This is a genomic window from Hymenobacter cellulosivorans (genome assembly GCF_022919135.1).
Taxonomy (GTDB): Bacteria; Bacteroidota; Bacteroidia; order Cytophagales; family Hymenobacteraceae; genus Hymenobacter; species Hymenobacter cellulosivorans.
Genome location: NZ_CP095049.1, coordinates 5,496,613 through 5,521,356, shown reverse-complemented (window position 1 = coordinate 5,521,356; position 24,744 = coordinate 5,496,613). Strand labels below are relative to the sequence as shown.

15 protein-coding genes are annotated in these 24,744 nt (G+C 60.7%); 7 read left to right on the top strand and 8 right to left on the bottom strand.

All coding sequences use genetic code 11. From position 1 onward, the window contains the following. Window positions 1-207: 207 nt before the first annotated feature. The 3 genes from MUN80_RS23340 to MUN80_RS23330 all read right to left on the bottom strand — a co-directional run bounded on the left by MUN80_RS23340 (window position 208) and on the right by MUN80_RS23330 (window position 6,195). Complete coding sequence (locus tag MUN80_RS23340) at window positions 208-1,842, bottom strand: 3-(methylthio)propionyl-CoA ligase (RefSeq protein ID WP_244716870.1); 1,635 nt, start codon at window positions 1,840-1,842, stop codon at window positions 208-210. A gap of 249 nt (window positions 1,843-2,091) precedes the next feature. Next, window positions 2,092-2,808, bottom strand: coding sequence for a hypothetical protein (locus MUN80_RS23335; protein ID WP_244716868.1), 717 nt, complete (start codon window positions 2,806-2,808; stop codon window positions 2,092-2,094). Between the two features lie 96 nt (window positions 2,809-2,904). After that, the gene (locus MUN80_RS23330; RefSeq protein ID WP_244716866.1) at window positions 2,905-6,195 is read right to left on the bottom strand and encodes a serine hydrolase domain-containing protein; all 3,291 of its coding nucleotides are present in this window, start codon (window positions 6,193-6,195) and stop codon (window positions 2,905-2,907) included. A gap of 630 nt (window positions 6,196-6,825) precedes the next feature. Here MUN80_RS23330 and MUN80_RS23325 point away from each other — a divergent pair. Further along, window positions 6,826-8,550, top strand: a complete 1,725-nt coding sequence (locus tag MUN80_RS23325; protein WP_244716864.1) for a cellulase family glycosylhydrolase — start codon at window positions 6,826-6,828, stop codon at window positions 8,548-8,550. A 77-nt stretch (window positions 8,551-8,627) separates the two neighbouring features. Here the strand turns inward: MUN80_RS23325 and MUN80_RS23320 are convergent, their stop codons facing one another. Further along, entirely contained in the window at window positions 8,628-9,161 is a 534-nt protein-coding gene (locus MUN80_RS23320) for a GNAT family N-acetyltransferase (protein ID WP_244716862.1), read from the bottom strand. Between the two features lie 98 nt (window positions 9,162-9,259). Here MUN80_RS23320 and MUN80_RS23315 point away from each other — a divergent pair, with 98 nt between their 5' ends. Then, window positions 9,260-9,838, top strand: coding sequence for a Crp/Fnr family transcriptional regulator (locus tag MUN80_RS23315; RefSeq protein WP_244716860.1), 579 nt, complete (start codon window positions 9,260-9,262; stop codon window positions 9,836-9,838). On the opposite strand, the gene MUN80_RS23310 is transcribed toward MUN80_RS23315, so the two are convergent. Both MUN80_RS23310 and MUN80_RS23305 read right to left on the bottom strand, forming a co-directional pair. Beyond that, the gene (locus MUN80_RS23310; RefSeq protein ID WP_244716858.1) at window positions 9,835-10,161 is read right to left on the bottom strand and encodes a DMT family transporter; all 327 of its coding nucleotides are present in this window, start codon (window positions 10,159-10,161) and stop codon (window positions 9,835-9,837) included. The genes MUN80_RS23315 and MUN80_RS23310 overlap by 4 nt on opposite strands. Window positions 10,162-10,261: 100 nt before the next feature. Next, window positions 10,262-11,272 (bottom strand): alkaline phosphatase D family protein, encoded by a 1,011-nt coding sequence (locus MUN80_RS23305; RefSeq protein ID WP_244716856.1) that lies wholly within the window; start codon window positions 11,270-11,272, stop codon window positions 10,262-10,264. Window positions 11,273-11,482: 210 nt separating this feature from the next. On the opposite strand from MUN80_RS23305, the gene MUN80_RS23300 reads away from it, so the two are divergent. Further along, window positions 11,483-12,781: a carboxypeptidase-like regulatory domain-containing protein gene (locus MUN80_RS23300; protein ID WP_244716855.1), complete on the top strand. Its 1,299-nt coding sequence runs from the start codon at window positions 11,483-11,485 to the stop codon at window positions 12,779-12,781. Between the two features lie 222 nt (window positions 12,782-13,003). On the opposite strand, the gene MUN80_RS23295 is transcribed toward MUN80_RS23300, so the two are convergent. Then, a complete protein-coding gene (locus tag MUN80_RS23295) occupies window positions 13,004-13,720 on the bottom strand; it encodes a 3-ketoacyl-ACP reductase (protein WP_244716853.1) in 717 nt (238 codons plus the stop codon). Between the two features lie 98 nt (window positions 13,721-13,818). After that, the gene (locus tag MUN80_RS23290; protein WP_244716851.1) at window positions 13,819-14,703 is read right to left on the bottom strand and encodes a bifunctional helix-turn-helix transcriptional regulator/GNAT family N-acetyltransferase; all 885 of its coding nucleotides are present in this window, start codon (window positions 14,701-14,703) and stop codon (window positions 13,819-13,821) included. A gap of 299 nt (window positions 14,704-15,002) precedes the next feature. Between MUN80_RS23290 and MUN80_RS23285 the strand changes: the two genes are divergently transcribed. The 4 genes from MUN80_RS23285 to MUN80_RS23270 all read left to right on the top strand — a co-directional run bounded on the left by MUN80_RS23285 (window position 15,003) and on the right by MUN80_RS23270 (window position 24,724). Further along, window positions 15,003-16,883, top strand: coding sequence for a DUF885 domain-containing protein (locus MUN80_RS23285; protein ID WP_244716849.1), 1,881 nt, complete (start codon window positions 15,003-15,005; stop codon window positions 16,881-16,883). Window positions 16,884-17,334: 451 nt separating this feature from the next. Next, a complete protein-coding gene (locus tag MUN80_RS23280; protein ID WP_244716847.1) occupies window positions 17,335-21,549 on the top strand; it encodes a beta strand repeat-containing protein in 4,215 nt (1,404 codons plus the stop codon). 164 nt (window positions 21,550-21,713) lie between these two features. Then, the gene (locus tag MUN80_RS23275) at window positions 21,714-23,498 is read left to right on the top strand and encodes a DUF885 domain-containing protein (RefSeq protein ID WP_244716844.1); all 1,785 of its coding nucleotides are present in this window, start codon (window positions 21,714-21,716) and stop codon (window positions 23,496-23,498) included. Window positions 23,499-24,082: 584 nt separating this feature from the next. Then, complete coding sequence (locus MUN80_RS23270; protein WP_244716840.1) at window positions 24,083-24,724, top strand: flavin reductase family protein; 642 nt, start codon at window positions 24,083-24,085, stop codon at window positions 24,722-24,724. Window positions 24,725-24,744 lie beyond the last annotated feature (20 nt).

The window sequence follows — 24,744 nt, the reverse complement described above, 5'->3', positions numbered from 1 at the left end:
TTTTCGTCTGTCATCCTGCGCAGAGCGAAGGACCTTCTTTCCTGTTCTGACCAAGCTTATTAAATGTACAAAAGCCCTTTACTGCTGGTGCGGTAAAGGGCTTTTGCACGTTGGTACTAGCCGTAGTGGGATAGGCGAGGAAGGTCCTTCGCTCTGCGCAGGATGACAGCTGAAAAGAGGATGGCAGGGGATAGGAGGAATAGTTCTTTAGTGGGCCGGGGGAAACTCGTAGCCGGCGAAGTCCTGACGGAGTTTGGTTTTGAGCAGCTTACCGGTGGCGGTGTGGGGCAGTTGGTCGACGAACTCCACCGCGTCGGGCTTCCACCAGTGAGCCACTTTGCCCTCGAAGAAGTCGAGCAGCTTCTGCTTGCTGACCTCGGCCCCGGGCTTGCGCACGACCACCAGCAGGGGCCTTTCGCTCCACTTGGGGTGGGGCAGGCCAATGACGGCGGCCTCGGCTATGGCGGGGTGGGCCACGGCCAGGTTTTCCAGGTCAATGGAGCTAATCCACTCCCCACCCGACTTGATGACGTCCTTCGAGCGGTCGGTGATGTTCATAAAGCCGTCGGGGTCGATGGTAGCCACGTCGCCGGTGCGGAACCAGCCGTCCGGGGTGAACTGGGCGCGGTTGTCGGACTGGTAGTAGCCGGCGGCCACGAAGGGTCCGCGCACGAGCAGGTCACCAAAGGCCGTGCCGTCGTGGGGCAGCTCCCGGCCCTCATCGTCCACGATTTTCATATCGATGCCAAAGATGCTGCGGCCCTGCTTGGTGCTGATGGCAAACTGCTCGTCGGGGCTGAGCGTAAGCTGCTGGCTTTTGGGCGTATTGACGGTGCCCAGGGGCGAGGTTTCGCTCATGCCCCAGGCGTGGCGGATACTGACGCCCAGCTCCTCGTCGAAGGCCTTAAGCAAGGCCGGTGGGCAGGAGGCACCGCCCACTATCATCTTGGTGAGGGTGCTAAACCGGACCTTTTTCTCCCGCATAAAGGTGAGCAGGCCAAACCAGATGGTGGGCACCCCGGCCGAGAAGGTCACGCCTTCGTTCTCGAAGAGCTCAAACAAACTGGCCGCGTCGAGGCCGGGGCCGGGCAGCACCAGCTTGCAGCCAATCATGGGGGCCAGGTACGGAATGCCCCAGGCGTTGACGTGGAACATGGGCACCACGGGCAGAATCACGTCCCGGGCCGAGCAGTTGAAGCAGTCGGACAGGCCGGCCGCATAGCTGTGCAGCACCGTGGAGCGGTGGGAGTAGAGTACGCCCTTGGGCTGGTCGGTGGTGCCGGAGGTGTAGCAGAGCGAGGAGGCGGTATTCTCGTCGAAATAGGGCCACTCAAACTCGGCACGGTGGGCGGCCAGCAGGTCCTCGTAGCAGCGGATATCGGGCAGGGTGCTGGCCTCGGGCATGTGGGCCCGGTCGGTCATGAGCACCCAGCCTTCGACTTTGGGGCAGTGCGGAGCCAGCTTCTCAACCAGGGGCAGAAAGGTCAGGTCGAAGAAAATGAACCGGTCGGCGGCGTGGTTGATGATGTAGATGAGCTGCTCGGCAAACAGGCGCGGGTTGATGGTGTGGCACACCGCTCCGATGCCCGACACGCCATAATACAGCTCGAAGTGGCGGTGGTTGTTCCAGGCCAGGGTCCCGATTCGGTCCCCGTTCTGCACGCCCAGCTCGGTCAGGGCGTTGGCCAGCTGCTGGGCCCGCTGGTGGGCGGCGTGGTAGGTGTAGCGGTGAATGCCGCCCTCGGTCAGGCGCGTCACGATTTCGGTGTCGGCGTGCCACTTGGCGGCGTGCTGCAAGAGCCCGGCAATGCGCAGGGGCTCGTTCATCATTAATCCTAGCATAAGGCGGTGGGGTTAGGTCGGTGCTTTAAGCTACTAGTTAATGTGGAGAATGTGAATGAAGAGGCCAAGGTAATACCCGTGTCATGGCGCACGAAGCGCGGCCATCCGTCCTCTGAAATGGGTGGAGCCCTCTAAAGTGAAAAGCCCTTTACTCCGGTTGGAATAAAGGGCTTTCAAAAGCTCGTTGGTTACTGCGCAGCGGACGGCGCACGTCGTGCTACTCGCAAGAACACCGGGAATATAGAGTACTTATGGGAGCTTATACCAAAGCCCGGTGCCATCTTCCTCGAAGCCGACGATGCCCTCGTTTTTCGCCAAGTAGAGCGTGCGAACTACTTTAGCGCGGCGCGTTGAGCGGCTGTTTGTATCCTTAGAGCCAGCTTTCAGCACTTCGGGGTAGGTGCGGGGGCCAAGCGTCAGGTTGGGCACCACAGTCAGGTCTAAGTAAGCATAGTCCTTAGGAGCGCCAAATATGATTTCCTGTAGGGGAAAGGAAAAATATATCGGGTTCCAGCCCCAGAAGCAGGAGGCCGCCAAAGAAGGTGGGTTACTTGATCCTGCCGGGTACAAGCCTATCCTAAGCAAACGAATCTGGTGCCGAATTGAATCGGTGATGGTGGTAACCAGGGTGCCGCCAACGGTGCTGGACTTGGTGATGTAGTCGAACTGAATAGAGTCGGTGCGCTCGGCCATCACGTTAAACTGCTGTTTCCGGTCCACCCTTTTGGTAAACAGCCCGAGACTATACTCCACCATCTCCTCGTTTATTTCCGTGATGCGGTAGGTGCGCACCTTGCCATCCTTGGCGTGGCCGAAGCGCAGCACGTCGTTGACGTGGTAAGGCTGCCAGGCCAGCTGGTCGGCCGACATTCTATACTCCGGGTCCGGCTCCGACTCGCGGGAACAGGCAGTCAGCAGGCAGGCCGCCAAGCCAGCCATAGATAGCAGGGTGGGAAGACGCATCATAACAGGATCAGTTAAGAAATAGGAAAGGAACTGACAACAAGTCTGGGTATGATCCGCAACGCGTGCCAATGGTTGCCTAGGCCCTGGTTGCGGTGCTTACTCCTCCACCGTCGTCTCCACCGCCTGCTTTTGGGCCTTGCGGATACTTTCCAAAGCCACTTGCAGAATATCCGTCCGGACGTTCAATTCGCCGAGCTTGTTGTTGCGCCGGGTCGGGTTGACGCGGTTGGAGAGAAACACGTACACTAGCTCCTGCTCCGGGTCGACCCAGAAAAAGGTACCGGTGAAGCCCGAGTGGCCGAAGCTGCTAGCCGAGGCGCCGTGGGCGGTGTTGCCGGCGGGCTTGGCGGCTTGGCGGTCGAAGCCCAGGCCGCGGCGGTTGCCCTGGTCGCAGAACTGGCAGCGGGTATAGTCGGCCAGGATGTCGGATTTCAGAATCTGCTGCCCGCCGTATTGGCCTTTCCAGGCGTAGGTCTGGGCCAGCTTGGCTACGTCGTTGGCGTTGCCGAAAAGCCCGGCGTGGCCGGAGAGGCCGCCTAGCAGGGCGGCGCCTTCGTCGTGCACCGTGCCGTGGAGCTGCTGGCGGCGGAACACGGAGTCGTACTCGGTGGGAGCCAGGCGGCTGCGCGAAAAGCGGCGGGTGGGGTGGAAGCCCAGCGTCGTGGCGCCCAGCGGCTGGTACACCTGCTGCTGCAAGAACTGGTCGAAGGGCAGGCCGGTGATGCGCTTCACTAGCAGCGGATAGAGGTAGAATGAGAGGTCGGAGTACACGTACCCTGGCTTGTCATTCAGCGCCGACTCGCCAATCTGCTTCACAAGCTGCTCGGGTAAGTCCTTGCGGGCCCAGAGCCGGGTAGCTACCTGCAGGGGGAAGCGGGCCGAGGAGTCGGGGCGGAAAAAGCGGCGGCTGAGCTGGGCGTCGGGGGCGGGCTTCTTGCTGGGGTCAGGTTTGCTAAAGCCGGAGAACAGACCGGCAAAGAAGCCTTTGGGCTGGGTATAGCCCTGCCAGAATGGAATCCAGGCCTTAAGGCGGGCCTGGTGGGCCAGCACGTCGCGCAGCTTCAGGTCCTGCTTGTTGGTGCCTTTGAATTCGGGGAAATAGAAGCCCAGGGTTTGGTCGGGACTGAACTTGCCCTGTTCCTGCAGCTTCATCAGGGCCGGAATGGCCGCCGTGGCCTTGGTCAGGGAAGCCAGGTCGTAGATGTCCGTGTTGCGCACGGCTCGGCTGGGCTTGCCGGCCTGGGCCGGGGCGTCGGGGTAGCTGAAGGTGCCGTAGCTTTTGCGCAGCACCACGGTGCCCTGGCGGGCAATGAGTACCTCGCAGCCGGGCATGGCTCGGGCCGCCATAGCCTTGTTTACGATGGAGTCGACGCGGGCTTCGAGGGTGTTGCTCATACCCGCATCTTCAGGAAAGCCGTAGCGTAGGCGCAGGCCACCTTTTGTCGTCAGGCCGTAGCCTTGCGCGTACTTGTCCGTCACCGTTACGGGCAGCTTGCCACTGGCCCCGATGCCGCCGAAGATTACCTGGGCCGTTATTTCCTGGGCGTTGCGGCTTTCCTGGTAGGCCAGCAGCACGGCGTCGGCGCGGTCCAGGTCCCGGATTTTAGCCACGGCGTAGGCATTGCCAAACACGCTAACGATGACGCGCTGCTTGGCGCTGGTCAGCTCCCGCAGCATCAGGTTGGTTTCGGGCGTCACGCCAAAGTTGGTAGCCGGCAGGCGGCCCAAATTATTCACGCCCACCAGCAGGGTATTGTAGCGCTGCAAGGTGGTCCGCATCCGGGTCAGCTCGTCTAGGGTAGCCGTGGCCGACAGCCAGTAGTGGTCAACTGAAGCGTAGTCGGCCGCGAGGCGCTGGAAGTCGGTGGTGTCCTTGGTGCCGATGGTGAGCGTGGCCAGGCGCAGAGTGTCGAGGCGCTGCAGGGGCAGTACGTTTTTCTGGTTGCGCAGCACGGTCACGCTCAGGCTGGAAAGCTTCTGGCTCAGGGCCTGGGCGTGCACGGGGTTGAGGTCCTGGTAAAGATTGCGCAGCTCGATGGGGCGGTACTTGTTCAGGCCGGCCCACTGCTTCAGGGCCAGCACCTTGCGGCAGCGGGCGTCAATATCTTCCTGCTTAAGCTGGCCGGCATTGATGGCAGCACGCACCATTTTCAACGCCAGCGGAATATTCTTCGAGAACTCCAGGATGTCGTTGCCGGCCAGCAAAGCGCGCAGGTCCGCCTCGCCGGGTGGGTATTTATTGATGACGCCCTTCATGTTCATAGCGTCGGTGAATATCACGCCCTGAAAGCCCAGCTGCTGCTTGACCATGCCCGTCACAATAGGCTTCGACAAGGTGCTGGGCATGCCCGTGGAGTCGAGGGCGGGGATGTTGAGGTGGGCAATCATGATGCCGCCCAGGCCGCGGCGCATCAGGTCCCGGAAGGGAAACAGCTCCAGGGTATCGAGCCGGCGACGGTCCACGCGCACCAGGGGCAGGGCCAGGTGGGAGTCGGTGTCGGTGTCGCCGTGGCCGGGGAAGTGCTTGGCTACGGCTAGCACGCCCGCGTCCTGCATGCCCCGCATGTAGAGGTAGCTCTTCTCGGTCACGTTTTCGCGCTGCTCGCCCCAGCTCCGGAAGCCGATGACGGGGTTGGCCGCGTTGTTGTTCACATCCACCACCGGGGCAAAGTTGACGTGCATGCCCAGGCGCTTAAACTGGGCGGCCACTTCCTGGCCCATGTCGTAGAAGAGCTGATTCTGGCGAATGCCGCCCATGCTCATCTGGTAGGGAAAGCGTACGACGCTGTCTAGGCGCATGCCCACGCCCCACTCGGCGTCCATGGCTACCAGCAGGGGCACTTTGCTTTGGCTCTGGTAGCGGTTCAGCAGCTTGCTCTGCCGCACCGGCCCGCCCTGGAAGAAAATAAGTCCCCCGATGCCGTACTGCTGAATCAGGGCCGAAACCGAGTCTTCGTCAATGCGCTTGCGGTTGGAGTAGGCCGCCACCATAAAGAGCTGGGCCACACGCTGGTCGGGCGTAAGCGTCTTCATCACCGAATCGACCCAGCGCGAGGAAGTAAGCTGGGCGGCAAAGGGTACCGGCTGCACGCCGCGGGCTTTCGGCGGAATAGTGCCAGCCACGGCCTTGGCCGGGGTAGTGGAAGCTGCCTGTGCGGCGGCCGTGGCTTTCCGGGCCGTGGCCTTGGCTGCTGCCGCCTGAGCTTCCTGGTAGTCCAGAATTTCCTGGCGCCGCCGGGCCGTGGCGCTTAGCTTCCCACGCTTGGCCGCCGTGCGGGGCTTTTTCTTAGTAGCGGATGACTTTTTGCGGCTCTGCGCCGTGGTATCCGGGGAATAGAGCAGGGCCAGGAGCAGCCACAGAAGCGGGAAGAAGCGGGAGCAAGTCAAGATAAGCGCGAAACTAGTGGAGCGGCGAATTTACGGGAAAGCGCGGCTTACCGATTGCCCGGCCCCATCGGCCACCGCTGGCGTATTGGGGCAAGGGAGATGGGAGCAGCCGGTTGCAGAGTAAGGAATAGCCCGCCGCCCGATAAGTGGCTCAGGTAGTTCTTCTTAAATATCTGGTAAGAAGTATTTTATTATTGCGTCTATAGACGCAATTTAGGTAGCCTTTTTTCGGCAGGGCCCGTACAGGTAGATAAAACAGGATTCTGCGGCGGAAATTGGCTTTTGAAGCTAAACCGTTGGTTTCCGGTTATACTGCCCTCGCCTATAGCCCCAGCGGCTGCCTTTGCAACGACCCGTGCCCCGGCCCAGACCCACCGGCGGCTTCGTGCCCTTTGCCACCCTGCGCCGGATGCAGCCTCCCTGTCACCCCGGCACCCGCCCACTACCTATTGTGACTATTGCCGCTAAACAGCCCATTCGGGGCCGTCGAACCGGCTTTGCTATGCCCTTATCCGCTACGGTCGAAACCCTCGGCCCACTCTGGTTTTTGCTGCTGCCCGCCAGAGCAGCGCGCCTATTGCCGCCAGATGCCCTGTATTCTTTTTCTCACTCTATTCTTTCTCTCCTTCTATGAAAGCCCTGAAAAACAACCTGTCCCATTCGCGCCGAGCCTGGACCAAGTGCCTGCTGCTGGGCGTAGCGGCCACGCTGAGCCAGAGCGTGCTGGCCCAGACCCAAACCCCGGTGCAGCAGTACGGCCTGCTACAAGTGGCCGGCAACAAGATTGTCGACAAGAACAACCAGCCCGTGAGCCTGGCCGGTAACAGCCTGTTTTGGAGCAACGACGGCTGGGGCGGCGAAAAGTACTACACGGCCAACACCGTCAGCTGGCTGCGCAATAACTGGAACGCTAAAGTAGTGCGCGTGGCCATGGGCGTGGAAGACGCGGGCGGCTACATCAGCAACCCGACCGGCAACCGGCAGAAGGTGAAAACGGTGGTGGACGCCGCTCTGGCCCAGGGCCTGTACGTCATCATCGACTGGCACTCGCACCACGCCGAAAACTACCAGAGCCAGGCCATTGCCTTCTTCCAGGACATGGCCCGCACCTACGGCAACTCGCCCAACGTTATCTACGAGGTGTATAACGAGCCCCTACAGGTGTCCTGGACGGGCGTGATAAAGCCCTACGCCGAAGCCGTGGCTGGGGCCATCCGCGCCATTGACCCCGACAACATCATCGTGGTGGGCACGCCCACCTGGTCGCAGGACGTGGACGTGGCGGCCAGCAGCCCTATCACGCGGTATTCCAACATTGCCTACACCCTGCACTTCTATGCCGCCACGCACAAGCAGAGCCTGCGCGACAAAGCCCAGGCGGCCCTGAACCGGGGCGTGCCGCTATTCGTGACGGAGTATGGCACCACTGAAGCCTCGGGCAACGGCTACATCGACGCGGCTTCGACCCAGGAGTGGATGACGTTTTTGAAGCAGAACAGCATCAGTCACGCCAACTGGGCCTTCAACGACAAAGCCGAAACGGCTTCGGCCCTGAAACCCGGCACGAGTCCCACGGCAGCATGGTCGGATAATTTCCTGACTCAATCCGGTTCCTTGGTAAAAGGCTACATCCAAAACTGGAACGGCACCGTCACCGGCGGCGGTGGGGGAGGCAGTACCGGCGGCGGGGGCACTCCGCCCGCAACCAGCGGCACGGTGGTGCAGGCCGAAAGCTTCCACACGATGTCGGGCGTGCAAACCGAAACGACTACCGACACCGGCGGCGGCCTGAATGTGGGCTGGCTCGACCCCGGCGACTGGTTGGCTTATACCGTGGATATTCCGGCGGCCGGCAGCTACCTGATTCAATACCGCGTGGCCAGCCCCGGCGGCGGTGGGCGCATCAGCCTGGAGCAGAACGCCGGCACCACCCAACGGGGCACCGTAAATGTGCCGGCCACGGGCGGCTGGCAAACCTGGACCACCGTGTCGCACACCGTCACGCTGCCCGCGGGCCGGCAGGATATTGCCATTGGTATACCGGCGGGCGGCTTCAACCTCAACTGGTGGAGCTTCAGCCCGGCCCCGGCCAGCCGGGTAGCCGCTACGGCGTCCGAGGCTCTCTACCCCAACCCGACCCGGAGTGAGGTAAACGTCAGCATCCCGGCCACCACGGGCCCAGTCAACGTGACGCTGCTCGACGCCCAGGGCCATGAGCTGAGTAGCCGCCGCTTGAAGGGCACCGGTGCCGGTCAGCAGCTGGCCCTGCCGGTCGACAATTTGCAGCCGGGTACCTACTTGCTGCGCATCAGCAGCAACGGACAGGTGAACTCCCAGCGGTTTGTGAAAGAGTAACGAGCCAGGTTGTTGCCTGTCATGTAGCAAACGCTCCGGTCGAGAGGCCGGGGCGTTTCTGTTTTTGGGCTGGCGGCCTAGTGGGAACTATCCGTCAGGGGCCGCCGCATCAGAATATCGGTTTGCTGGTCGTCGCCCAGGGTGAAGACGTGTTTGCCAAACTCGACAAAGCCATTTTTCTGGTAGAAGCGGATGGCCCGCGGATTTGCTTCCCACACGCCCAGCCACAGGTAGCTGGCCCGGGCCTGGGCGGCTAGCTGCAGGGCTTGGTCGTACAAGGCCTGCCCTACGTGCTGGCCGTGGTAGTCTTGCAGCACGTAAATCCGCTCTATTTCCAGCGCGTCGGCCGGCTGCGCCTCCGTTTGAGCCCGCCCGGTGTTAACCTTCAAGTAGCCGACAACGGCGTTATTCAACTCCGCGAAGTAAAAGCGCGAGTCCGGGTTTTGTAGCTCCGCCATTAGCTTTTCAGTGGCGAAGCCTTCAGCCAGGTAGGTGCGCATGTTCGGCTCAGAATTGCTGGTGGCGAAAGTTTCGAAGAACGTTTGCCGGCCAATCTGCTGCAACTGGTCAACTTCCTGGGGGCTTACTGGTCTGATGGTAACCTGATTCATCTGCTGGGGTCTTTGTAGGGTATGGCGGGGCGTGTGCTTCTTCCGTAAGTTGCGCCGCACCCGATTGAAACTAGCTTTCTGTTGCTGAGACGTTCCGTATGACTTTACCAGAAATTCTGCACGCTACGTACCCGTTGCCGCCCGCCTCGCTGGAAAAAATGCTGGCCTTGGCCGAGTATGTGGAGTTGCCGAAAGGCACCCGCCTGTTTCGGGATGACCAGCTGGCCCAGCACATTTACGTGTTGCAGCACGGGCTGGCGCGGGCCTACGCCCAGCGGGAGGAGCGGGAAGTCACCTTCTGGTTTTCCACTGAAGGCGCCGTGCTGGCCTCGATTCGCGGCTACACCGAACAGGCCCTGAGCTACGAAACCATTGAGTTGTTGGAAGACAGCCGCCTGTTTCGCCTTAATATGGCCGCGCTTCAGCAGCTATACCGCACGGATGTACACTTGGCCAACTGGGGCCGGGTGATGGTAGAGCGGGTGTGGCTCCAAACCGAGCAGCAGCTTATTGCCCGCCAGTTTCGCACGGCCGCCGAGCGCTACGCGGACCTGTTAGAGCACAGCCCGCACCTGTTGCAGCGCGTGGCCCTGGGCCATATTGCGTCCTACCTCGGCATTACCCAGGTCACGCTCAGCCGGGTACGGGCGCAGCTGAAAAAAGCGCCGCGCCCCTAAGCCGATACTGCCTTTAGACCCAGCAAGGAGCCAATCAGCGTGGCCAGAAAAAACAGGCGCGGGCCGGTTAGCGGGTCGCCAAAGACGAGTACTCCCAGCAGAGCTGTCCCGACGGCGCCAATGCCCGTCCAGACGCCGTAGGCAGTACCCAGGGGTATCTGCGCCAAACTCAAATGGAGCAGGTAAAAGCTCAGGGCGGCGCAGGCCCCGAAAGCGGCGTACCAGCCCATGGCCTCCAGACCTTCGGCCAGTTTGCCTTTGCCTAAGCAGAAGGCAAACGCAACTTCCGCCAGCCCTCCCAATACCAGAAAGAACCACTGCATAGCAAACAAGAAACGTGAGAAGGCAAAGGTCCGGCCCCGGCCCCAGGTTTCTTTTTACCAATGTTAAAAACGGCACCCTATGCCTAGTGCCCGCCCACAGCTACTGCACCTCGATTTCCTGGCTATAAAACTCCTGCCCGTCCTCACCCTTCAGGGCAGCTTTTACCAGCAGCTGCTTACCCTGCTGCCGAAACTGCAGCAGTCCGTAGTGCTTCTGGTTGACGAGCGGCCCCACCCGGTACTGGTTCGGTTCTCCGGCGTTCTGGGTGGCCGAGTGCGTCAGGCCGCTGGCAGTAATTTCGTAGACGGGCTGGGTGCGGCCGGCCAGGGTTATCTTTGAAACTTCCCCGATGTGCCGGTCGCCGCTGAGCAGCATTACCCCTTTGGCCCGGCTGCTTACCAGCAGGTCGAGCAGGCGCTGGCGGGCGGCAGGAAAGTTGGCCCACTTCTCATAAGGGTGCTGCTGGGGCAAAAATTGGATGCCCGAGCCAATAATATGCACATCGGCATCGGAACCGGTGAGCTGCTGCTCCAGCCATTGCCACTGGGCCGCGCCCAGAATGTCGCCGGTAGTATTGGGCAGGTAGGCCCGGTCGGGGCTGCGCTGGAGCTCATCCTGAAAATACCGGTCATCGAGCAGGATTACCTTTACTTTTTTGCGGCCTACTGCATACGTGTAAGCCGCGTAAACGCCCTCCTGTCGGCGCCGTGGACTGGCCGGGGGTTCCTGCAAGAAGTCGAGGGCCAGCTGCTGGCTTTCCTTTTTGAAGGGATATTCCTTGCCCGCATCGTTGCGGCCGTAGTCGTGGTCGTCCCAGGTGCCGATGATGGTGGGCACCTGCCGCCGAAACTGCTGGTAGGTGTGCTGATTGAGCTGGGCGTCGTACTTCTGCTTGAGCACCGTCATATCGTCGGTGTCGCCGTAGATATTGTCGCCGAGCCAAATCCACACGTCGGGCTTATCGGCGGCAATAACGGGCCATAGGGGCTGGGGCAATTCTACCCGGTTGCAAGAGCCAAAAGCCAGGGTGAGGGGCTTCGCCCGCTGGGCCGGCGCCGGGTTGGAAGTCAGCAGGGCCAGTCCGCAAAGCAATAACAGCCGGTTTTTCATGGCGCAAAGATGCGGGTTGGCGGGCTCTGCCGGTGTGAAGAATGTGTTACGATTGACGGCCAGGCCGGTGCTTGACCAACAACCTTCTAAAACTTTCCCGGTCTATAGCCGAACCGGTCCTACTTTTGCAAGGCCGCATACGCACCCCGCCGGCCTGGTCGTTACTCCGGTCCGGGCAGGTTGCCCCACATACCTTTTTACGCCGATTTGATGATTTCTGCTGCCTCTGTTTCCGCCGTCGTCCGGCCTCGTCGCCGGTTCCGGCCCACGTTTGTTCTCGTGTTGCTTGGGCTGCTGCTGGCCCAGCTTACCCAGGCCCAGCAGCTGCGGGGCGTCGTGCTCGACAAAGATTCCAACCAGCCCCTGCCGTTTGCCAGCGTTTCGGTGCCCGGAACCACGCTGGGCACCACCACCAACACCGAGGGCGAGTTTTCGTTGCGGGTAAACAAGCTGCCCATCACGCTGCTTATCTCGGAGCTGGGCCACGTGCGCGACACGCTGCGCGTCACTTCTAATGCCGAGTTGCTGCGTGTGTCCCTGGCGTCGGCTACCATCACGCTGCCCGAAGTGAAAGTGGGCAGCTACGCCTTCCGCCTTGTCGACCGGGCCTTCCGCCAGCTGCAGCGCGGCAACAAGCGCAAGTTCTACGGGAAGGCCTTCTACCGGCAAATCACCCGCATTGCCAACGACCCTACCGAGTTGCAGGAAGTAGTCTGGAACGTGAAATCCAGCACGGCCCGCATCGAGGGCACGGCCATTGCCCAGGGGCGCTACGCCGCCAAGCCCAGCATTACCAGCTTCAGCAACTTCTCGCTCTACACCAAGTCCTACGGCCTGTATGACGCCAATGCCGACACCACTAAGTCTCTGGCCCTACTCAGTCCTAACGTGGTGAAAAACTATCTGCTGGAGCTCAAAGGCATTGTGGCCGGCCCCGACACGACCAAGGGCGGCATTGCCGAAATCGACTTCCAAACCCGCCCCGAGCTGACCCGCTACAAGGCCGAGGGCACCATCTGGATTGACGTGGACAGCTACAAAGTGGTGCGCTACCGAATGACGACGCCCAACTTTACGGCCTCCACTTCCAACCCCGACCAGAAATTTAGCAACACCAAGCTCGACATCGAGATGTCGTTTCAGAATACGGAAGACGATGTGGCTCCGCTCGAATACATGAAGGTGAACCTGGCTGCCGACCTGACCACGCCCGGCAAGCCCGCCACCCCGCTCACCGTATCGTCCTTTACTTTCTTCTTCGATACCAGCACCACGCCTACCAGTATTGCCTACGCCCGCGTCAGCGTCGACGACCGGGATTTGGCCGCCATCAAGAGCATCAAGTACGACCCCGAATTCTGGGCCAATAACCCGGTCGTGAAGCGCACTCCGGTGGAAGACGAGGTAATCCAGTCTTTCGAGAAAAAGGGCGCTTTCGGTACCATGGTGCCCAAAGCTGGCGACAAGCCCGACGTGCGCATCGGCAAAGATGGCCGGATCATAAAGTAGAGTCGCTTGATTCACATAAAAAGGCCCCGGAAGCAGCTTCCGGGGCCTTTTTATGTGAATAGCAACGTCATTTCGAGCAAAGCGAGAAATCTTGCATACCCTGCTATTGTCATGCTTCGACGAGCGGAGGCCAGATCAGGCATGACGTTCTCTTCTGCGGGCTACTGTTACAAGCTCAGCATGCGAGGCTCGGAATGACGCTTGGGGTGCCGCAGAGCCCCACTACGGGTTAGTGCTCCACATGCCGGCTTCCTTGATGAAGATGCGGCGGTTGAGCTTGAGCTGGGAAACGATGAACTCGGCCAGATCTTCGGGCTGCATTACCTTGTCGGGGTTGCCGTCGGTGAGTTTGTTGCTGATAGCCAGTTCGGTAGCTACGGTACTGGGCGTGAGGGCCGACACCCGGATGTTCTGCTTGCGCACCTCCTGCATCAACGACTCGGTCAGGCCCAGGATGGCGAACTTCGAGGCGCTGTAGGCGCTGGTCGTCGCCGCGCCGCGCTGCCCGGCCGTGGAGGCAATGTTGATGATGTCGCCGGTTTCGCGTGCTATCATCTGGGGCAGCACGGCCCGGGTGGTGTAATAGGTGCCCAGCAGGTTTACCTGGATAATCTTTTCCCACTCGGCCGGCTCCATGTCCACCAGCTTGGCGAAGGTGCCGATGCCGGCATTATTAATCAGGATATCAATGGTGCCGAGCTGTTCCAGAACCTGGGCTACGGCGGCTTCCACGGCGGCACGGTCGGCCACGTCGGCCGCAACAACCACGGCCCGGCCGCCCTGCGCTTCAATCTCCTGCGCGACGGCGCGCAGCTGCTCTGCCGAGCGGGCCAGCAAGGCCACCTGTACGCCTTCCTGGGCCAGTGCCAGGGCTACGGCGCGTCCAATTCCTTTGCCGGCGCCCGTTACCAGGGCTATTTTACCGCTTAGTGCTTCCATTGCGAATTCGTTGTGATGAGAGAATGGCTTGTATAACCCGGCTGCGGCTTTCTGGTTGGGCCCGATGTCAAAATAGCGCCTGTCAGGCCGGAAAATCCCTACTTCAGCAGAAGCTCCATCTGAATATTGCAGCGCTCATACGGTGAGGCCGGGCCCGAAACGGTTTTGCGGAAACCCAGCTTATGGTACAGGTTCAGGGCCGGGCCCAGCTTGGTGTTGCTTTCCAGGTACAGCCGCTCCGCTCCTGAAGCCGCGGCCTTGGCTACCGCAGCTTCGCCCAGCCGCAGACCGATTCCCAGCCCCTGAGCCGTCGGCGACACGGCCATTTTTGCCAACTCGTACATATCGTCGCTCATCTTGATTAGGGCGCAGGTGCCCACAATCTGGTCGTGGTACTCGGCTAACAGGATGTGCCCCCCGCGCTGCAGAATGTATTCCTCGGGGTGGTCGAGGGCCTTGAGGTCGGCTTCCTCCAGGCGGAAGTAACGCTCAATCCACTCGGCATTCAGGTTCTTAAAGACGGGTTGGTGTTCGGGGGTGTAGTCCAGGATGCGGACCTGGCCGGCAATGCGCTGGTCGCGGATGGCCTTCACCCGGTTGGCCAGGCTACGGCGCGACAGGGCGTATTCCATTTCCCCAATGGCCAGCCAGAGGTTGTGCCGGGTTTCGGTCAGCAGTTCCTCCGTGGCCTGACGTACGTCGGTGGCCTGCTGTTGCAGAGCTGGCCACAGGCTGGCCCCGGAGGGGGTGAGGGCCACGATGCTGCGGCGCTGGTCGGCCTCGCCGCGCTGCACGCTCACCAAATCGTGCTTGGCCAGCTCCTTGAGCACTTGGCTTACTGCGGCGTGGGTGTGCCCGATCCGCTCCGCAATTTCTCCCACGTGCAAGTCAGGCTGGGAGGCCGCGGTGTAGAAGACGGGAAACCAGCGCGGCTCGAAAGGAACGTGGTACAGCGCATACACGGCCGCCGCCTGGGTAGTCATTTGTTCGCTAAGACGGCGCAAGCGGCTTCCTAGAGCCGCCGGTCCAAGTTGTTCGAAAAAATCCATGCTACAAGTGTAAGGATTTATGTAAGTACTTACAAATATAAAGTCTTTATTATGGTTTTACTACTCTACCAGCTTAGTAGGCCTAGCAGGAGGAGGCCCGGGGTAAAATAGCCCGGTTTGCTATGCTTTCGAAAAACCCCGGTCGGTTGCAGCGCAGCTTTGCCGCCGAGGTTGCGTCATTTCAAGTCAAACACTTTACCTTCCTGGCCTCAACCACTACACATTCTCTCGGAATGAAAAAACTCGCCCTGGGCGGTCTGCTCGCCTGTGCGCTGCTGGCCGGCTGCAACCAGCAAAAAACCGCCGACCAAACGGCCTCCGAAACCGGCTCGGCTGATGCCGATGTAAAAGACCTTAAAACGCTCTTCGAAAACTACTGGGAAGAGCAGGCCAAGCTGTTTCCGATGAACGCCACCGCCCAGGGCGACAACCGTTACAACAATCAGCTGCCCAACGACCAGACCAAGGCCTTCCGCAACGGCCTCGTCCGGTTTTATGAGCGCTACCTGACTCAGCTGGGCAAGTTCAAGCGCGACGAGCTTTCGGCCACCGACCGGGTGAGCTACGATCTGTTTCAGTACGATCTGCAGATGCGCCTCGACGGCATGAAGCAGGGCATTATGGTAGGCTCCGACTACCCAACTATCTGGATGATTCCCTTCAGCCAGTTTGGCGGCCTACCCATTTCGCTGGGCCAGTACGGGGCCGGCACCGGCATTCAGCCCTTCAAAACGGTGCAGGACTACGACAACTGGCTGGGCCGGGCGCACGGCTTCCCCGTCTGGGCCGATTCGGCCATCAGCAACTTCCGCCAGGGCATGAAAGCCGGCGTGGTGCTGCCCCGGGCTTTGGTGCAAAAGATGGTTCCGCAGATGCGTGACCTAGTGGTGACCGACGCGGCCAAATCCTTGTTCTACGGCCCCATTAACACCTTCCCCAAGGAGTTCAGCGTGGCCGACCGGAAGCGGCTTTCCTCGGCTTATCAGGAGGCTATTCTGACCGAGTTGTCGCCGACGTATAAGAAGCTGGCCGATTTCCTCGAAACCGAATACCTGCCTAAGGCCCGCGCCACCACCGGTATCAGCGGCCTGCCCAACGGCGACGCCAAGTACCGCTACCTGGTAAAATACTGGACGACAACGGACAAGACACCGGAGCAAATCTACCAGACGGGCCTAGCTGAGGTCAAGCGGATCCGTACGGAAATGGAGCGGGTTAAAACGCAGGTCGGCTTCAAGGGCGACCTGCCGGCCTTCTTCCAGTATATGAAGACCGACAAGCAGTTTATGCCTTACAAAACACCGGAAGAGGTTTTGGCGGCTTTCCGCGGTATTCAGGCCCGTATCACTCCCAACCTGCCGAAGATGTTTGGGCGCACGCCCAAAACCGGCTTCGAGATTCACCAGACGGAAGCTTTCCGGGCTGCTTCGGCCTCAGCCGAGTACAATCAGGGTACGCCCGACGGCTCCCGCCCCGGTATTTTCTACGTCCCGATTCTCGATGCCACGACCTTCAACACGACCTCGGGCATGGAGTCGTTGTTCTTGCACGAAGCCATTCCGGGCCACCACTACCAGATTTCCTTGCAGCAGGAAAACCAGGACCTGCCCAAGTTCCGCCGCTTTGCCTGGTACGGAGCTATGGGTGAGGGTTGGGCGTTGTATACCGAAAGCCTAGGCAAAGAGCTGGGCCTCTATACCGACCCCTACCAGTACATGGGCGCGCTGGGCGACGAAATTCACCGTGCTATTCGCCTTGTGGTGGATGTGGGTATGCACACCAAGAACATGACCCGGGAGCAGGCCATCAAGTATATGATGGACAACGAGGCTATCAACGAACAGGGCGCCACGGCCGAAATCGAGCGGTACATGGCCATTCCCGGGCAGGCGCTGAGTTATAAAGTAGGCCAGCTCAAGATTCGGGAGCTGCGCGAGAAGTACCACACCCAGCTCGCGGCGGGTGCCTCAGGCAAGCTGCGCGAAAAGTATCCGCGCCAGAACGGGGAGCATTTCAGCCTCAGTGCCTTCCACGATGAGCTGCTCAAAGACGGCGTAATGCCGCTCTCAGTGCTGGAGCGCAAAATGGATGACTGGGCTGCCGACCAGAAATAAGGGTTAATTCCTGAGCAAACGACAAAACGGAAAGCCTTCAGGCTTTCCGTTTTGTCGTTTTAGGACCGTTGTGCTGCCCGATAAGGCTGATCTGAATTTTTCTTGGAATTTTGTACAAAAGACAGAAAATGGCGAGTGGCTTCTGCAAACTAAAATTTGCCTGGTTGAGCTAAGGAGGAAGGGTCTACGCGTTTGCCGATTGGTGTTGGTACATAAATATTGCCACTAGCTGGTCTTTTGCGGTGGGGCTAAGTGTTTGTTGACCATAAACAGCGCCTGCCATGAATAAACAAAATCTCAACAATAATTGAAATATAACAAGAATTATATAATATATATAGAAAGTAATGTAAGATACTGATAGTCACAGAGTAAATTTGCCGCTGCTGAGCTGTGCGACTTCGGAAGTACAATTCAACACCTGCTCTGTTACCTACCATTCAGCATACCTATGCACTTTTTTACCGCTTTCACCCGGCTTGCCCTAAGCCGGGGCCACCGGATTGGCTATGGGCAAACGCCCCGACTCTGGCTGATTCTTCTTCTGCTGCTTCCGGGGCTTTCCGCCCAGGCCCAACGCACCCGGGGCAGCGACGGCAACCGCACTGTAAGTACGGGTACTGCCATTGTTAATGAGTACGCCAAAGTAACGGCCGACGCGGCGGCGGGAGCTACCCTGATTCGGGTCAGCAGCAATACGCTGAACGCCAACGGCCGTTTCCTGGGCGTCCTGACTCAGGGCGACCTGATCCTGCTGATTCAGATGCAGGGCGCCAGTATTACCACCAACGACGCTGCTATTTACGGCTCCGTCTCGGCTTACAACAACGCGGGCCGGTATGAATTGCTGGAGGTAGCCTCCGTATCCGGCACCGACGTCATCAACCTGACTTGCGGGCTGAAATACGATTATACGGCTGCCGGGCAGACGCAGGTAGTGCGCCTGCCTCGCTTCAACACTCTGACGGTGAACAGCGGAGCTACGGTGAGTGGCACGGCCTGGGACCGGACGACGGGAATAGGTGGCATTGTGGCCATGGAAGTGGCTAACGGAACCATTCTAAACGGAACCATCAACGCCACCGGCCTGGGCTTTCGGGGTGGAGCAGTAGACAATAGCTCAGAAGATGCCAACGCCGTGGTATTCGGCTTCCGAAACTCGGCGGCCACTTTCGGCGCTGAAAAAGGGGAAGGCATTGCTGGGGCCGCCGTCGACTACGACGCGCTGGGCGGCCGCTACGGTCGGGGTGCCGCCGCCAATGGCGGTGGGGGGGGCAACTCCCACAACGCCGCCGGCGGTGGTGGGGCCAACGTGGGCCTAGGCGCCTGGACCGGTATGGGCAACCCCGACCGGGGTACCAGCAGTGTCTATGATAACGCCTGGAACCTGGAAGGGGCCGGCTTTGCTACTGCTACTTCCTCCGGCGGCGGCCGGGGCGGCTACAGCTACGCTTCCGCCAACCAGGATGCCTTGGTGACCGCGCCCGGCGCGGGGAGCTGGGGCGGTAACGGTCGGCAGAACAATGGCGGCTACGGCGGCCGGCCACTCGAAAACCGGGGCCGGCTCTACCTGGGCGGCGGCGGCGGGGCCGGCGACGGCAACAACGGGGTGTCGACGTCCGGCGGCAACGGCGGTGGTCTGGTCTATATGCTGACCGGCGGGGCTGTATCGGGCTCGGGCTCCGTGTTGGCCAACGGCACGACGGGCTTCCGCGGCAACAACATTCCCACCTCGGGCGGCACTGATGCTGCCGGCGGCGGCGGCGGCGGCGGTAGCGTCGTGCTGCACGTTGGGGGTACCATTACTGGCATTACGGCCAGCGCCCAGGGTGGCACCGGCGGTTCGCAGCGCGACGCTGGCGCCGAGTCGGAAGGGCCCGGCGGTGGCGGCGGTGGCGGCCTGATTCAGTATACCAACAACTCCGGCACCAACTTCACCACGCAGGTGCAGGGCGGCGTAAACGGCACGACTTCTTCGACCTCCCTGACGGAGTTTCCGCCTAACGGCGCCACCCGTGGTGGTAGCGGCCTGGTGCAGACTGTTCTCTACAATGCGCAGTGTGCTGTGGCCGACGTGGCTTCCAGCGCCGTGCCGTTGAGCAACCCCACACCAGCCGGCCAGCCCGGGGGCTTTACCGTGACCTTCAACAATACCGGTCCGGATGGGGCCAACGAAGTCATTGCGCAGGTGAAGCTGCCAACCGGCCTTTCGATTTTGTCTATCACCAACGGCGGCGAATATAATCCGGCTACCGGCTTCGTAAACTATCCGGCTCTGACCAGCTTGGCCAGCGGCCAGTCCTTGGTATCAACTATTCGGTTTACCACCCCGCCCGTGACTTCTGTGCCTGCTTACCCGTTGATTTATACCACGACGGGCCAGGGCAACAACACCCAGGTTGACTTCAGCTACGCCGAGTTTACCGTGACGCCTGTAGCCGACGTAACTACCTCCATTACCGGTCCGGTCGTGCTGGGCCAGGGTCAGCCTTCGGGCACCTACACGGTGAACTTCACCAATAATGGCCCCTCCACGGCAGCCAACGTGACGCAGTCTATCCTGCTGCCCGCCGGTAGCACCGGCGTTTCGGCCCCGGGGGCGCAGTCGATAGTAGTAAACGGGAACAACACGGTAACCGTCACGTACCCAGCTGCCTCGCTGACGAGCGGCGCTACGAACTCCTTCCAGCTCAGCTTTACGGCTCCGGCCACTGCGGGTCCCGTCACGCTGGTCAGCAACACGGGTACCAGCACCAGCCAGGGTTCCAATGCCGCGGCCGACCAGTTTACCTTCAACGCCAATGTAACGGCGGCGGCGGCCGACCTGCAAGCCAATATTACGGTAAGCACTACTCCGGTGCCGGCTGGTCAGGAAGGCGTATTCAACGTCGTTTTCCGCAACAATGGTCCGAACACGGCCACTGGTACCGCCGCCCAGGTGCAACTGCCGGCCGGTCTGGTGCTGACCGATAACGCGGGCGGCTCCTACAACCAGAGCACCGGCCTGCTGACCTTCCCGGCTCTGACGAGCTTGGGCAACGGCGCAACTTTCTCGCCGGTTATCAAGTTTACGGCCCCCGCAGCCGGAACCAGTGTTGCCGCCACGGCTTCCATTACTTCGTCTGCCTACGATTCCAACACGGGCAACAACAGCTTTACCGCCAGCATTGCCGTGACACCTACCGCCGACGTGGTAACGACCATCAGCGGACCGGCTACGGCCGCCGCCGGCGCTTCGGTAACCTATACTGCTACGGTACAGAACAACGGTCCGTCGGTAGCCACTAGCGTGGTGCCCACCGTGCAGCTGCCCAAGGCTCTGCTCTCGTTGGCCTTGCCGACCGGCGCTTCCTACGACCCTAACACCGGTATTGTAACGCTGCCTGCCATCAACTCGATGAACAGCGGCGACGCTCAGAATTACACTATCGGCTTCACGCTGCCCAACAACAACCAGTCCGTCAGCGGGCAGGCCCGCGCCACGGCTGCCACCAACGACGCCGCCGTAACCAACAACAACGGTAGCCTGACGGCCGCCAACGTGACGACGACCGTGACGCTGCCCGCCGGCTCCTGCGCCGGAAACACCTTCAGCGGGCAGTCGGCCACGCAGGGCCTGTACGCGGAGTACTACAAAGGGTATTTCAACGACAACTTCAACTACTTTAGTGCTACGCCGGCCCTGACGCGTACCATCAGCACGGTGAACTATAGTGGCCGCGCCAACTGGGGCGACATCACCGCGGCCATGAACTCGGGCACGGCTTCCGACCCGGATAACTATTCGTCGCGGATGCGGGGCTACATCACCATCACTACGGGTGGCACCTACACCTTTGGCTTGTTCAGCGACGACGCTGCCTGGCTCTGGGTTGGCAACAACGCCCGCGACACCAACCTGCAGGCAGGTAAGGCCGTGGTAAACGCCAGCGGCACGCACAGTGCGGGCCTCTACACAGGCACCATCAGCCTGGCCCCCGGTACGTATCCCGTTACCATTCTCTACGGCGAAGCCGGCGGCGACAACGTGCTGGTGTTCAGCTACAGCGGCCCCGATACGGGTAATAACTCCCAGACCGTACCCAGCTCGGTGCTGTGCTCCACGCAGTTCGGCGGTCCGCTGCCGGTAGAGCTTACCCAGTTTACGGCGACGGCCAACAACCTGGACGCTCAACTTAGCTGGGCCACGGCGCAGGAGAAAAACAGCGCTTACTTCGAGGTAGAACGCTCGGTAGCTGGCCAGCCTTTCCGGGTTATCAGCCAGGTAAAAGCCGCCGGCACGACTACCCAGGGCCAGCGCTATGCCTTCCTGGATGCCGGTGCTGCCCGCCTGGCCACTACTGCCTATTACCGCCTGCGCCAAGTAGACCAGGACGGCACCAGCGCTTACTCGCCCGTACGCACGGTGACGTTTGGCGCGGCCCCGGCCGATTTCTCCGTAACGCCCAACCCGACTACCGCCAAGCTGCGTGTGCAGTTTACGGATGCCTCCGGGCAGGCCACGGCCACGGTATATTCAGTGCTGGGCCAAGCCCTGCTGACCCAGGCGCTGAACCCGAGCGGGGAAGCCGAGCTGGATGTGCGCAGCCTGCCCGCCGGCAGCTACGTGCTACGCCTGCTCACGTCGCAAGGCGTAACCCGCAACTTCCACTTCGTGAAACAATAGCCCACCGCGCGGCTCCCACGGACGGAGCTGCAGAGTAGGCCTAGGCAAACCCGGCCGGTACGCAGCGTAAGCTGGCGTGCCGGCCGGTGTTGTTTTAGAGTAGTCAAGGATTGGGCAAATAGGGTGCAGGGCCTGTATCTTGGGCTAAAATTCTTCCCGACTCCATGAGAAAGACTATCCTGACCAGCGTGGCGGTTTGTTCCCTGCTGGCCTCGTTTACCCCGCCGCCGATGCGGCCCCAGCGCCCGGCCGATGACGATAAGCGGCTGGCGGCGCTGTTTGACGCGTACTGGGAGAAAAACAACCAGCTGTTTCCGCTCAGCGCCACTTCCCAGGGCGACAACCGCTACAACGACCAGCTGCCCAACGACCAGACCAAAGCCTACCGCGACACGCTGCGGGCCTTCTACCAGGGCTACCTGACCAAGCTCGGCGGCTTTAAGCGGGCCCAGCTTTCGGCCAACGACAAAATCAGCTACGACATCTTTCAGTACAAGCTCCAGACCGAGCTCAGCGGGCTCCAGCAAAACGCCTGGCTCACGCCGTTTAAGCAGTTCTGGGGGCTGCCTATTTCCTTCGTGCAGTTGGGCTCGGGCGAAGGCGCCCAGCCCTTCAAAACGGTGCAGGACTACGACAATTGGCTGCAGCGGGCCCGGCAGTTTCCGGTCTGGGCCGATTCGGCCATCAGCAATTTCCGCCGCGGGATGCAGGCCGGCGTGGTGCTGCCCAAGGCCCTGGTCGTAAAGATGATTCCGCAGGCCCGGGCCCTGGTAGTGGCGGAGGCGCCAAAAAGCATTTTTTATGGCCCCATCAACAAGCTGCCGGCCAGTTTCTCAGCCGCCGACAAGCAGCGCCTGACCACGGCTTACCAGCAGTTGATTCTAACCGACGTGGTGCCGACGTATAAAAAGCTGGCCGATTTCCTCGAAACTGAATACCTGCCCAAGGCCCGCACCACCACCGGTTTGGCTGAGGTGCCCGGTGGCCCCGCGCTCTACAAGTTCTACGTGAAGAACTGGACAACGACGGATAAGACGCCGGAGGAAATTTACCAGACGGGCTTGGCCGAGGTCAAGCGGATTCGCTCGGAAATGGAGCGAGTCAAGACCCAGGTTGGCTTCAAGGGCGACTTGCCGGCCTTCTTCCAGTTCATGAAGACCGACAAGCAATTCATGCCCTACAAGACGCCCGAGGAAGTCCTGACGGCGTACCGCGGTATTCAGGCCCGCATCACCCCCAATCTGCCGAAATACTTCAGCCGCCAGCCCAAGAGCCCGTTCGAAATCCGGCAGACGGAAGCTTTCCGGGCCGCCTCGGCCTCGGCCGAGTACAACCGCGCCGCCGCCGACGGCTCCCGCCCCGGCATTTTCTACGTGCCCATCCTGGATGCCGCCACGTTTACCACGCCGGGCATGGAGTCCTTGTTCTTGCACGAGGCCATTCCGGGTCACCACTTCCACATTTCGCTGCAACAGGAAAATACCGCTTTGCCCAAGTTTCGGCGGTTTGGGGGCTACAGCGCCAGCTCCGAAGGCTGGGCCCTGTACACTGAAAGCCTGGGCAAGGAGCTGGGCCTTTACACCGACCCCTACCAGTACATGGGCGCGCTCAGCAACGAAATCCACCGCGCTATTCGCCTCGTAGTAGATGTGGGCATGAATACCAAGGGCATGACCCGGGAGCAGGCCATCAAGTATATGATGGACAACGAGGCCATCAACGAGCAGAAAGCCACGGCCGAAATCGAGCGGTACATGGCCATTCCCGGGCAGGCCTTGAGCTACAAAATCGGCCAACTCAAGATTCAGGAGCTGCGCGACAAGTACAGGAAGCAGCTCGGGTCCAAATTCAGCCTGCGGGCCTTCCACGACGAATTCCTCAAGGACGGCATTATGCCCCTGGCGGTGCTGGAGCGCAAAATGGACGCCTGGGCCGCCGCGCAGAAGTAATTACGCCTAAACCATAAAACGGCCTCCTTCCCGATTGTCAGTCGGTAAGGAGGCCGTTTTGGGTTCAGATAAATAAGTCGGTAGTATCTCCTCTGGCTGGCGGCCCGGGCTACCGGCCGAAGTTGCGGGCTAGCATAAAGGATGGGCTAGATTAGGTAGTTGAGTCCAAAGTGGTGTGGGAAGTAGTGGTGTGGGAAGTCGTCGAAGGGGTGTTGTCGTCGCAGGCGGTGAAAGCCAGCGAGGAACAGAGGAATGCAGCGGTTAGGAATGGAAGCCAAGTCTTTTCATCGGAGAAAGCAGTTTTAGAGAGTAATAGAAGTGCTGGTAAACAGATTCTTACACACTCCCTGTCCTGGCTTTTTTGATTGGTGACCCACTGAAGAAACACGGAATTTACTAGGCGAAAGACGCACCCTTTGCATTTGTTGCCGGTAATAGTGGTTGGTTATCAGGGTCTTGCTCACAGGATTCGGGCTTTCTGCTTCTGCCTTGGTGCTGGGCCTGACCCGCCTCCGACCCAATCGGGGCCGGGAGCTGAACAAAAACCGGGTTTGGCGGTCATTGCTGAGTACTTACTGCCCGCCATGCGCCACCTCACCGCCGCCGATATTGCCGCCTTCGACAAGATTTACCGCCTTAATCTGGTTAACTCCCTGACCGGCTACAAGCCCGCCAACCTGATTGGTACTGCCTCGGCCGCTGGGGCTACCAACCTGGCTATCTTCAGCTCGGTGATTCACTTGGGCTCGGCCCCGGCCGTGCTGGGCATCGTGACGCGGCCCGCCACCGTACCGCGCCACACCTACGAGAACATCAAGGCCACCGGCTGCTACACCATCAACCACGTACCGGCCGAGCAGGTAGCCGCCGCCCACTACACCTCGGCCGAGTTTGCCCGCGAAGAATCCGAGTTTGAGCAGTGCGGCTTCACGGCCGTTTACCGCGACGATTTTCCGGCCCCCTACGCGGCCGAGTGCCGGATTGGTATCGGCCTGCGTCTCAAAGAAGAGCTGCCGATTCATAACGGCACAGTGCTGCTGGTAGGGGAAGTAGAGCACGTGTACCTGCCCGAAACCGTGCTGCAAGCCGATGGCACCCTGAACCTGCAGCAGGCCGGGGCGGTCTGTATTTCCGGCCTCGACGGGTATCATCAGGTTTCGCCACTGGCCTCGTTTGCCTACGCCCGGCCTGGGCAGGGGCCGCAGCCCAAACAAGCTGGCCAGTAGGGGAGAAGTTGCCCGGCAGG

What these genes read in the sequence shown, in the direction of transcription:
- MUN80_RS23340 (WP_244716870.1), bottom strand. Translation starts at nt 1,842, where the DNA reads ATGCTAGGATTAATGATGAACGAGCCCCTGCGCATTGCCGGGCTCTTG.
- MUN80_RS23275 (WP_244716844.1), top strand. Translation starts at nt 21,714, where the DNA reads ATGAGAAAGACTATCCTGACCAGCGTGGCGGTTTGTTCCCTGCTGGCC.
- MUN80_RS23280 (WP_244716847.1), top strand. Translation starts at nt 17,335, where the DNA reads ATGCACTTTTTTACCGCTTTCACCCGGCTTGCCCTAAGCCGGGGCCAC.
- MUN80_RS23320 (WP_244716862.1), bottom strand. Translation starts at nt 9,161, where the DNA reads ATGAATCAGGTTACCATCAGACCAGTAAGCCCCCAGGAAGTTGACCAG.
- MUN80_RS23290 (WP_244716851.1), bottom strand. Translation starts at nt 14,703, where the DNA reads ATGACTACCCAGGCGGCGGCCGTGTATGCGCTGTACCACGTTCCTTTC.
- MUN80_RS23315 (WP_244716860.1), top strand. Translation starts at nt 9,260, where the DNA reads ATGACTTTACCAGAAATTCTGCACGCTACGTACCCGTTGCCGCCCGCC.
- MUN80_RS23270 (WP_244716840.1), top strand. Translation starts at nt 24,083, where the DNA reads ATGCGCCACCTCACCGCCGCCGATATTGCCGCCTTCGACAAGATTTAC.
- MUN80_RS23310 (WP_244716858.1), bottom strand. Translation starts at nt 10,161, where the DNA reads ATGCAGTGGTTCTTTCTGGTATTGGGAGGGCTGGCGGAAGTTGCGTTT.
- MUN80_RS23335 (WP_244716868.1), bottom strand. Translation starts at nt 2,808, where the DNA reads ATGATGCGTCTTCCCACCCTGCTATCTATGGCTGGCTTGGCGGCCTGC.
- MUN80_RS23300 (WP_244716855.1), top strand. Translation starts at nt 11,483, where the DNA reads ATGATTTCTGCTGCCTCTGTTTCCGCCGTCGTCCGGCCTCGTCGCCGG.
- MUN80_RS23305 (WP_244716856.1), bottom strand. Translation starts at nt 11,272, where the DNA reads ATGAAAAACCGGCTGTTATTGCTTTGCGGACTGGCCCTGCTGACTTCC.
- MUN80_RS23325 (WP_244716864.1), top strand. Translation starts at nt 6,826, where the DNA reads ATGAAAGCCCTGAAAAACAACCTGTCCCATTCGCGCCGAGCCTGGACC.
- MUN80_RS23285 (WP_244716849.1), top strand. Translation starts at nt 15,003, where the DNA reads ATGAAAAAACTCGCCCTGGGCGGTCTGCTCGCCTGTGCGCTGCTGGCC.
- MUN80_RS23295 (WP_244716853.1), bottom strand. Translation starts at nt 13,720, where the DNA reads ATGGAAGCACTAAGCGGTAAAATAGCCCTGGTAACGGGCGCCGGCAAA.